This window comes from Streptomyces sp. NPDC002690 (assembly GCF_053592415.1).
Map to the genome: position 1 here is coordinate 1 of NZ_JBSFVR010000338.1, position 8,073 is coordinate 8,073.

General features: G+C 71.6%; 10 protein-coding genes. 4 read left to right on the forward strand and 6 right to left on the reverse strand.

Features of this window, described 5'->3' with window-relative positions; all coding sequences use genetic code 11:
- On the reverse strand, positions 1-479 hold a 479-nt coding region (locus ACWD3D_RS29580; RefSeq protein ID WP_451463832.1), incomplete at its 3' end, for a DAK2 domain-containing protein.
- A gap of 258 nt (positions 480-737) precedes the next feature.
- On the opposite strand from ACWD3D_RS29580, the gene rpmB reads away from it, so the two are divergent.
- A complete protein-coding gene (rpmB, locus tag ACWD3D_RS29585) occupies positions 738-923 on the forward strand; it encodes a 50S ribosomal protein L28 (RefSeq protein WP_030928661.1) in 186 nt (61 codons plus the stop codon).
- Between the two features lie 168 nt (positions 924-1,091).
- Here rpmB and thiD read toward each other — a convergent pair whose 3' ends face one another.
- Together thiD and ACWD3D_RS29595 are read right to left on the reverse strand one after the other, a co-directional pair.
- Positions 1,092-1,898, reverse strand: a complete 807-nt coding sequence (thiD, locus tag ACWD3D_RS29590) for a bifunctional hydroxymethylpyrimidine kinase/phosphomethylpyrimidine kinase (protein WP_451463833.1) — start codon at positions 1,896-1,898, stop codon at positions 1,092-1,094.
- 70 nt (positions 1,899-1,968) lie between these two features.
- Positions 1,969-2,943 carry a thiamine-phosphate kinase gene (locus ACWD3D_RS29595; protein WP_387368718.1) on the reverse strand — a complete coding sequence of 325 codons (975 nt, stop codon included), beginning with the start codon at positions 2,941-2,943 and terminating at the stop codon, positions 1,969-1,971.
- A 250-nt stretch (positions 2,944-3,193) separates the two neighbouring features.
- On the opposite strand from ACWD3D_RS29595, the gene ACWD3D_RS29600 reads away from it, so the two are divergent.
- Both ACWD3D_RS29600 and ACWD3D_RS29605 read left to right on the forward strand, forming a co-directional pair.
- A complete protein-coding gene (locus tag ACWD3D_RS29600) occupies positions 3,194-3,427 on the forward strand; it encodes an Lrp/AsnC ligand binding domain-containing protein (RefSeq protein WP_328719194.1) in 234 nt (77 codons plus the stop codon).
- A gap of 20 nt (positions 3,428-3,447) precedes the next feature.
- The gene (locus ACWD3D_RS29605) at positions 3,448-3,930 is read left to right on the forward strand and encodes a DUF3515 domain-containing protein (protein ID WP_451463834.1); all 483 of its coding nucleotides are present in this window, start codon (positions 3,448-3,450) and stop codon (positions 3,928-3,930) included.
- A 124-nt stretch (positions 3,931-4,054) separates the two neighbouring features.
- On the opposite strand, the gene ACWD3D_RS29610 is transcribed toward ACWD3D_RS29605, so the two are convergent.
- From ACWD3D_RS29610 to ACWD3D_RS29620, 3 genes are read right to left on the reverse strand one after another with little or no spacing between them, the layout of a single operon-like run.
- Positions 4,055-5,230, reverse strand: a complete 1,176-nt coding sequence (locus tag ACWD3D_RS29610) for a D-alanine--D-alanine ligase family protein (RefSeq protein ID WP_451463835.1) — start codon at positions 5,228-5,230, stop codon at positions 4,055-4,057.
- Between the two features lie 35 nt (positions 5,231-5,265).
- Entirely contained in the window at positions 5,266-6,276 is a 1,011-nt protein-coding gene (locus ACWD3D_RS29615) for an NAD(P)H-dependent glycerol-3-phosphate dehydrogenase (protein ID WP_451463836.1), read from the reverse strand.
- A complete protein-coding gene (locus tag ACWD3D_RS29620; RefSeq protein WP_451463837.1) occupies positions 6,273-7,025 on the reverse strand; it encodes a lysophospholipid acyltransferase family protein in 753 nt (250 codons plus the stop codon). The genes ACWD3D_RS29615 and ACWD3D_RS29620 overlap by 4 nt, the downstream gene beginning before the upstream one ends.
- 178 nt (positions 7,026-7,203) lie before the next feature.
- On the opposite strand from ACWD3D_RS29620, the gene cofC reads away from it, so the two are divergent.
- The gene (gene cofC, locus ACWD3D_RS29625; protein ID WP_451463838.1) at positions 7,204-7,869 is read left to right on the forward strand and encodes a 2-phospho-L-lactate guanylyltransferase; all 666 of its coding nucleotides are present in this window, start codon (positions 7,204-7,206) and stop codon (positions 7,867-7,869) included.
- Positions 7,870-8,073: the final 204 nt, after the last annotated feature.

The following is an 8,073-nucleotide window of genomic DNA, read 5'->3' on the forward strand; positions in this document are numbered from 1 at the left end:
CGCTGCGGGTCGGGGACGCGGGGTCGGAGGGAAGCAGCGTCTCCTCCCAGCCGAACTCCTCCGCCGCCTTCAGATAGGCGTTCGCCTGCCGGGTCCGCCAACGCCCGGGCCAGGTGGTCCGCGTCCCCGCCCTCCGCGAGCACGGCCGCCGTCCCGCGCAGGAGTTGGGCGAGGATGGTGCCGGAGTTGCCCCGCGCCCCGATGAGTGCCCCGTGCGCCATGGCGCGTACCGCCTCGGCGGTGCCCGGGCCGGCGGAACCGGGCCCCGGGGAGTCGCCTTCGTGGGCGGCGAAGACGGCCTCGACGGCCGCCCGCGCGGACTCCACGGTGAGGAAGAGGTTGGTGCCGGTGTCCCCGTCCGGGACGGGGTAGACGTTGATCGCGTCGATCGCGGCGCGCTCCCGGCCCAGGGCTTCGAGGGCGAGGGAGCACCAGGTGCGTACCGCGACGGCGTCGAAATCGTCGGGGGGCTGCGGCACCTGGGTCCTCCTTGAAGCGGCCGTGTACGGCGGGCTGCACCGCAGGTTAACCCCGGGCCGCCGGAGAGTGGCCCGGAGCGGGGGCCGGGAGGGCGGACGGCTGAACCATGGTAGTTTCGTTGTACCGACGCAGCCGTTGTATGGTGTTTCGGTTGCCCGATGAAAGTCGGGCCATTCCTCCGGTGCCGTCACTTCAGTTCGCTGATTCCGGCGCGCCGGAATTCACTGTAAGTGCACCTGAAGTCTTTGGAGTGACCCGTGGCTGCCAACTGCGACGTCTGCGGCAAGGGGCCGGGCTTCGGCAACAACATTTCGCACTCGCACCGCCGTACGTCTCGTCGCTGGAATCCCAACATCCAGCGCGTGCGTGCCGTGGTCGGTCGGACGCCGAAGCGGCTCAACGTCTGCACCTCGTGCATCAAGGCCGGCAAGGTCGCGCGCTGACGTTCCCCGTCGTAGCGCAGCCTTCCGGTTGCCCAGAAAGCCGGTCCACCTCGGTGGACCGGCTTTTTGCTGTGCCCGGACGGGGATCGCCCCGCCGTCCGGTGGGGGCGGGGGCCGGAAAGAGCGCGGGGCCTCGGGGCCGGAGCTCCTCGCGCCTTGGGGCGGACCTCAGGCGCGGCGGCTCCGCCAGCCGTGGTCGACCGGGCCGATGCCGGAGCCGAGCGCGAAGCCGGCCTCGATCGCCCCGGTGACGTAGGTCTTCGCGTTCCGTACCGCCGTGGGCACGTTCTGCCCGCGTGCCAGGCCGCAGGCGATGGCCGAAGCGAGGGTGCAGCCCGTGCCGTGGGTGTGCCGGTTGTCGTGACGCGGGGCGCGCAGCCAGTGCTCCTGGTCACCGTCGGTGAGCAGGTCGACGGCCTCGCCGGGCAGGTGGCCGCCCTTGATCACCACCCAGCGCGGTCCGAAGGCGAGCACCGCGGCGGCGGCCCGCCGCATGTCCGGCTCCTGGGCCACCTCCACGCCCGTGAGCTGTGCCACTTCGTCCAGGTTCGGGGTGGCGACCGTGGCCAGCGGCAGCAGTTTCGTCGCCATGGACTCGAGGGCCTCGGCGGCGAGCAGCGCGTCCCCGTGCTTGGAGACGCCCACCGGATCGACGACGACCGGGGCGTCGGTGCCCGCGAGGAGTTCGGCGACGGTCTCGACCAGGGCGACGGACGCGAGCATGCCCGTCTTCACCGCCTGGACTCCGATGTCGTCCACGACGCTGCGGTACTGGGCGCGTACCGCGTCGGCCGGAAGCTCCCAGGCGCCCTGTACGCCCAGGGAGTTCTGGGCGGTCACGGCGGTGAGCACGCTCATTCCGTGCACGCCGAGTGCCAGCATCGTCTTGAGGTCGGCCTGGATGCCGGCACCGCCGCCGGAGTCCGATCCGGCGACGGTGAGGACACGGGGAGGTACGGCGGCAGTTATCGGCATGCCCGCAATTTACTGGGAGCCACGACGCGCCGGTCGGGCGGTCCACCGGCCGGACACCGCCCGAAGGGTCCTACTGGGGAGCGTCCTCGACCTCGCCGAAGTGGTCCCAGCCGCCCCTGCTGGTCCAGGGCGCGCCGTCGACGGTGACCTGGGGCAGGGCGGACGGGTTGAGGACCTCGCCGATGACCTTCCAGCGGGCGGGCAGCTTCACGTCGGGCGGGAAGGTCGCCACGATCGCGTGGTCCTCTCCCCCGGTGAGCACCCACTGGAGCGGGTCGACGCCGACCGCCTGCCCGATGTCCGACATCTGGGAGGGGACGTCGATGAGTCCGGAGCGCAGGTCGATGCGGACCTTGCTGGCCTCGGCGATGTGCCCGAGGTCGGCGACCAGCCCGTCGCTGACGTCGGTCATCGCGGTGGCGCCGAGCCCGGCCGCCGCGGGGCCCGCGTGGTAAGGAGGTTCGGGGCGCCGGTGGGCTTCCACGAAGGCGCGGGGCGAACGGAATCCCCGGGAGAGCACGGCGAATCCGGCGGCGGACCAGCCGAGCCAGCCGGTGACCGCGACGACGTCGCCCGGGCGGGCGCCGGCCCGGGTGACCGGTTCGTGGTTGCGGAGGTCGCCGAGCGCGGTGATCGCGACGGTGATGGTGTCCCCGCCGACCACGTCGCCGCCGACCACGGCCGCGCCGGCGACCTGGCACTCGTCGCGGAGCCCGTCCATGAGTTCGGTGGCCCAGGTCACGGGGAGGCTCGCCGGTACGACGAGGCCCAGGAGCAGCGCGGTCGGCACGGCGCCCATCGCCGCGATGTCGGCGAGGTTCTGTGCCGCGGCCTTGCGCCCGACGTCGTACGCGGTCGACCAGTCGCGCCGGAAGTGGCGCCCTTCGATCAGTACGTCGGTACTGGCCACGACCCTGCGGTCCGGAGCCGCCACGACCGCGGCGTCGTCGCCGGGCCCCAGCCGTACCGCCGGAGTGGTGGTGAGGCGGGCGGTGAGCTCTCTGATGAGCCCGAACTCCCCCAACTCACCCACGGTTCCCTTCACCGGGTGTCACCTCTCGTTCGTCGCACCGGCGTCCGGTGCGGGCTGCTGGGACGTGTCCGCGCGGGCCGGGCCGCGCCGCGTCGCGGGCGGTCACCGCTGTCTGTAGTGTCGGGAGACACGTCGACTCGTGTAGCCCGTACGCCACGCTACGGACGTCTCCCGGTCCCCGGGTCTCCCCGCTCCCGTCCGCGACGCGATAACGTGGCGTTCCTCTCCCCCACATGATCCTCGTGGCCGTCCTGGAGGTTCCGTGGTACAGGCGTACATCCTTATTCAGACCGAGGTGGGCAAGGCGTCGATCGTCGCCGAGACCATCGCGAAACTTCCGGGAGTGATCCAGGCAGAGGACGTCACCGGACCCTACGACGTCATCGTGCGCGCCCAGGCCGACACGGTGGACGAGATCGGTCGCATGGTGGTCGCCCGGGTCCAGCAGGTGGAAGGCATCACGCGAACCCTGACCTGCCCCGTAGTCCACCTCTGACCCCCGTCTACGCTGATCCGGTGACGTCTTCCCGCCGCCGGTCGCTCCGCCCGTCGTTCCTCGTGCCGTCCGCCGCCGCGCTCCTGCTGGCGGCGGGCTGCTCCGGCGGCTCCCAGCCGTCGGTCGCGGTGCCCACCCCGTCCCGCGACGCTGCCGCGTACTGTTCCGCGCTGGACAAGGTGCTGCCGAAGACCGTGGCCGGACTGGAACGCGGTGATCCCGCGCCGGAGTCGGAGCTGACCGCCGGCTGGGGGGACGGGGCGATCGTACTTCGCTGCGGGGTTCCCCGGCCCGCCGCCATGGCGGACGCGGCGTCCAAGGGGATCGACGCGGACGGCGTCAACTGGCTGCTGGAGCAACGTGCAGACGCGGGGCCCCGGTTCACGACGACGTACCGCAAGGCGTACGTCGAGGTCACGATGGGAACGCGGTTCGCCCACGACGCCAGCCCGCTCGCGGAGTTCGCGAAGCCGGTGCGCGACGCGGTCCCCGACAGCCTCTGAGCCAGAGTCCCCGGCGGTCTCCCGGCCGGCCCGCCGCCCCTCGGACCGGCGTCGAGCCCGGCGCCGTCCCGCGAACCGCCGGCCCGCCGGCCGGTGGTGGCCGGACGGCGGGACGTGCCACGGGTCAGCGCAGGCCGGTGGAGCGGGTCAGGGCCGCCTGGATCAGCCGGTCGACCAGCTCCGGGTAGCCGACGCCGCTCTCCTGCCACATTCTCGGGAACATCGAGATGGGGGTGAATCCGGGCAGGGTGTTGATCTCGTTGATGACGAACTCGCCGTCGTCGGTGAGGAAGAAGTCGGCGCGCACCAGGCCCTCGCAGGAGACGGACTCGAAGGCGTCGACGGCGAGCCGCTGGACCTCCTCGGTCTGCTCCGGGGTGAGCGGGGCGGGCACCAGGGCATCGGCCGCGTCGATGTACTTGGCCTCGAAGTCGTAGAAGTCGTGCGCGGTGACCGGCGGGATCTCGGCCGGCACGCTGGCGCGCGGACCGTCCTCGAACTCCAGCACCCCGCACTCGATCTCGCGTCCGCTCAGCAGCGATTCGACGAGGAACTTCGGGTCGTGGCGGCGGGCCTCCTCGATCGCCGCCTCCAGGCCGCCGATCTCGTCGACCTTGCTGATGCCCACCGAGGAACCGCCGCGTGCCGGCTTCACGAAGAGCGGCCAGCCGTGCTCGCCGGCGAAGTCCACGATCCGCTTGCGGGCGGCGGAGGGGTCGTTGTCCCACTCGCGGGGACGGACGACCAGGTAGGGGCCGACGGGGAGCCCGAAGGAGACGAAGACCCGCTTCATGTACTCCTTGTCCTGGCCGACGGCGGAGGCGAGGACGCCCGCGCCGACGTAGGGGACGCCCGAGAGTTCCAGGAGGCCCTGGAGGGTGCCGTCCTCGCCGTACGGGCCGTGCAGCACGGGGAAGACGACGTCCACCTCGCCGAGCGCCCGGGGCACCGATCCGGGCTCGTTGAGGACGACTTCACGGCTGCCCGGGTCCACGGAGAGAACCACGCCGCCCTTCTCCGACTCGGCGAGCGTGTCCACGTCGGGCACCTGGCGGTCGGTGATGGCCATACGGGCCGGATCGTCACCGGTGAGGGCCCAGCGGCCGTCCTTGGTGATGCCGATCGGCAGGACGTCGTAGACGGTCCGGTCGATGGCCTTCAGGACGGCGCCGGCCGTGACGACCGAGATGCCGTGTTCGGAGCTGCGTCCGCCGAACACGACAGCCACGCGCGGCTTGCGGCGCTGCTGCTCAGGGCTCTTCGGGCGCTCAGGGCTCTGGGGGAGGTTCTCGCTGCTCATATCGCGATGAGCGTACCTGCTGGTACCGAAAGCAGTCAGCGCCGCTCGGGCTTGGCGCTCCGCGACATCAGCTCCTTGACCGCGACGGCGGGCGGCTTGCCCTCGTGGACGATCCCGACGACGGTCTCGGTGATCGGCATGTCGACCCCGTGCCGCCGCGCCAGATCGAGCACCGACTCGCAGGACTTGACGCCTTCCGCGGTCTGGCTGGTGGCGGCGATCGCCTCCTGGAGCGTCATGCCCCGGCCGAGGTTGGTGCCGAAGGTGTGGTTGCGCGAGAGCGGGGAGGAGCAGGTCGCCACCAGGTCGCCGAGGCCCGCGAGACCGGAGAAAGTCAACGGGTCCGCACCCATGGCGAGGCCGAGCCGGGTGGTCTCGGCGAGCCCTCGGGTAATGAGCGAGCCCTTGGCGTTGTCGCCGAGTCCCATGCCGTCGGCGATGCCTACCGCGAGACCGATGACGTTCTTGACGGCGCCGCCGAGTTCGCAGCCGACGACGTCGGTGTTGGTGTACGGGCGGAAGTACGGGGTGTGGCAGACGGCCTGGAGCCGCTGGGCCACCGACTCGTCCCGGCAGGCCACGACGGCCGCCGCGGGGCGCCGTTCGGCGATCTCTCCGGCGAGGTTGGGGCCGGTGACGACGGCGATGCGGTCGGCGGACACCTTCGTCACGTCCGCGATCACCTCGCTCATCAGCTTGGCCGTACCCAGCTCGACGCCCTTCATCAGGGAGACGAGGACGGTGTCCGGTTCCAGGTGCGGGGCCAAGTCGGCGAGGTTGGCGCGCAGGGTCTGGGAGGGCACCACCAGCACCGCGAACTCGGCGCCGCGCAGCGCCTCGGCGGGGTCGGTGGTGGCGCGGACCGACTTGGGGAGTTCGGCGCCGGGGAGGTAGCCGGGGTTGGTCCGGGTGGTGTTGATGCTCTCGGCGACCTCGGCGCGACGGGCCCAGACGGTGACGTCGCAGCCGGCGTCGCCCAGGATCACGGCGAAGGCCGTGCCCCAGGAGCCCGCCCCGAAGACGGCCACTTTGCGCGGGTGAGTCACTGGGAGCCCTTCTCTTCGGCCTCGCGCCGCTGGTTCGCGCGCGCCTTGCGGTGGTCGTACGGCTCGGCGGGAGCCTTCTCGCCGCGCACGATCTCCAGTTGCTCGGTGATCGCGGCCATGATGGCCTCGGTGACCTCGCGCAGCACCTCGGGCGTCGGCTCGCTCTCGTAGAAGCGGCTGAGGTCGACGGGCGGTCCGGCCTGCACCTGGAGGGTCTTCCGGGGGAAGAACCGGTACTTGTTCTCCTTGGCGTACGGCGGCATCGCGAGGTTCGCACCCCACTGGGCGACCGGGATGACGGGCGCGCGGGTCATCAGCGCCACCCGGGCCGCGCCGGTCTTGCCGTTCATCGGCCACATGTCCGGGTCGCGGGTGAGGGTGCCTTCGGGGTAGAAGGCGACGCACTCGCCGTCCTCGATCGCGGCCACGGCGGCGCGGAACGCGTTCAGCGCGTCGGTCGTCTCGCGGTAGACGGGGATCTGGCCGGTGCCGCGCAGCATCATCCCGACGAACGGGGCCCGGAAGAGGGCGGCCTTCGCCAGGAACCTCGGCACCCGGCCGGTGTTGTACTGGAAGTGCCCGTACGAGAGCGGGTCCACGTAGGAGTTGTGGTTCACGGCCGTGATGAATCCGCCGTCGGCCGGAATGTTCTCCATTCCCCGCCAGTCACGCTTGAAGAGAACCACCAGTGGCGGCTTGGCGATGACCGCCGCCAGGCGGTACCAGAAGCCGATTCTGCGGCGGGACACTCGGACACCTCTCACTCGGGTTTCTCTCGGACCTGACCTGCTGCTCAGCCACGGACGGTCATGTCCCGCCCCAGGCCCCTGCTGTGTCGAGAACACCGTACGCCCCGCTCCCCGGACAGGACCTGCAGGCCGTCGCACCCGACAGGCGAGAATGGGGCCGACGTTCACGAAGGGGGAGATGGCCACGAACACCGACCCGTCCCGACGCTGGTCCCTGATCGTCCCGCTGAAACCCTTGGCGTACGCCAAGAGCAGGCTGCGGGACGCCTTGGGCGAGGGACTGCGGCCCCGACTCGCCCTGGCGTTCGCCGAGGACACGGTCGCCGCGGCACTCGCCTGCACGGACGTACGGGATGTGGTGGTCGTCACGGACGACACGGTGGCGGCGGCATCGCTGGCGGCACTGGGGGCCCGTATCGCACCCGACGTCCCGGCCGCCGGTCTCAACGCGGCGCTCGCGTACGGCGCGGGTCTGGTGCGCGACGCACGGCCGTCCGCTCCGGTCGCGGCGCTCAACGCCGATCTCCCCGCGCTGCGGCCCTCGGAATTGTCACGGGTCCTCGAATTCTCTTCCGGATTTCCCCGGACATTCCTTTCGGACGCCGCGGGAATCGGCACGACATTTCTCTCGGCGGCCTCCGGAGTGGAATTGCGGCCGGCTTTCGGCGGGCCGTCGCGCGAGCGCCATCTCGCGTCGGGCGCGCGGGAGGTGCCGACCGCCGGAGTGGAGTCGGTCCGACGGGACGTGGACACCGGGGACGATCTGCGGGTGGCACTGGCGCTGGGCGTGGGACCACGCACGGCGGAACTGCGGGACGCCGTACGGCTGAGAGCCTGCGCCTGACCTCCGGCCGGGCGGTGACCGCGGTCCGGGGCGCACGGCTCCAGGGCGGCGGAACGCGCTGGTGGCGGAGCCACCGGGCCTTCGGGCCGGGTCGGGACCCCGTAGACCTTATCTGGCCGACCGGTATTTGCACCACTGCGGAAGTTATCTCGTCAATCGCCTCGCCGCCGTCCGGGCCGGATTGTCGATCCGTTTCCTCGTGCG

Coding starts and splice junctions, on each gene's coding strand:
- ACWD3D_RS29610 (WP_451463835.1), bottom strand. CDS start 5,230: ATGAGCAGCGAGAACCTCCCCCAGAGCCCTGAGCGCCCGAAGAGCCCT.
- thiD (WP_451463833.1), bottom strand. CDS start 1,898: ATGCCGATAACTGCCGCCGTACCTCCCCGTGTCCTCACCGTCGCCGGA.
- cofC (WP_451463838.1), top strand. CDS start 7,204: ATGGCCACGAACACCGACCCGTCCCGACGCTGGTCCCTGATCGTCCCG.